Origin of the sequence: Ochrobactrum sp. SFR4 (assembly GCF_019730395.1) — a bacterium.
Lineage (GTDB): Bacteria > Pseudomonadota > Alphaproteobacteria > Rhizobiales > Rhizobiaceae > Pseudochrobactrum.
In genome coordinates, this window is sequence record NZ_JAAPBB010000907.1 from 1 (window position 1) to 263 (window position 263).

The following is a 263-nucleotide window of genomic DNA, read 5'->3' on the forward strand; positions in this document are numbered from 1 at the left end:
GTTTTAGCTTTTCCATGGTCATGGTGTAGATGATAAGCGCAATGACGACCGCCGAAACCGCAAGCAGTAGTGTCATGAAAAGACCGATTTGCCGCTTCGCCAGATCCACAACAGAGCCCGTAAGGATAAGCTCCTGTTCTGTTTGTGTTGTGGCTGACAGATGTTTCCAACGTCTGATGGTTTCTGCCACTGCATCGGCATCAGCATTGGGATGTAAACGGGCAATAACTGCGTTTACGGTGTCTTGAGATTGCGGTGTCGCG

At 49.8% G+C, this 263-nt stretch carries 1 pseudogene; it reads right to left on the bottom strand.

The annotated features are described in order from the left end of the window. Window positions 1-263 (bottom strand): annotated as a pseudogene (locus HBA93_RS21725) (ABC transporter permease); the annotation flags it as partial.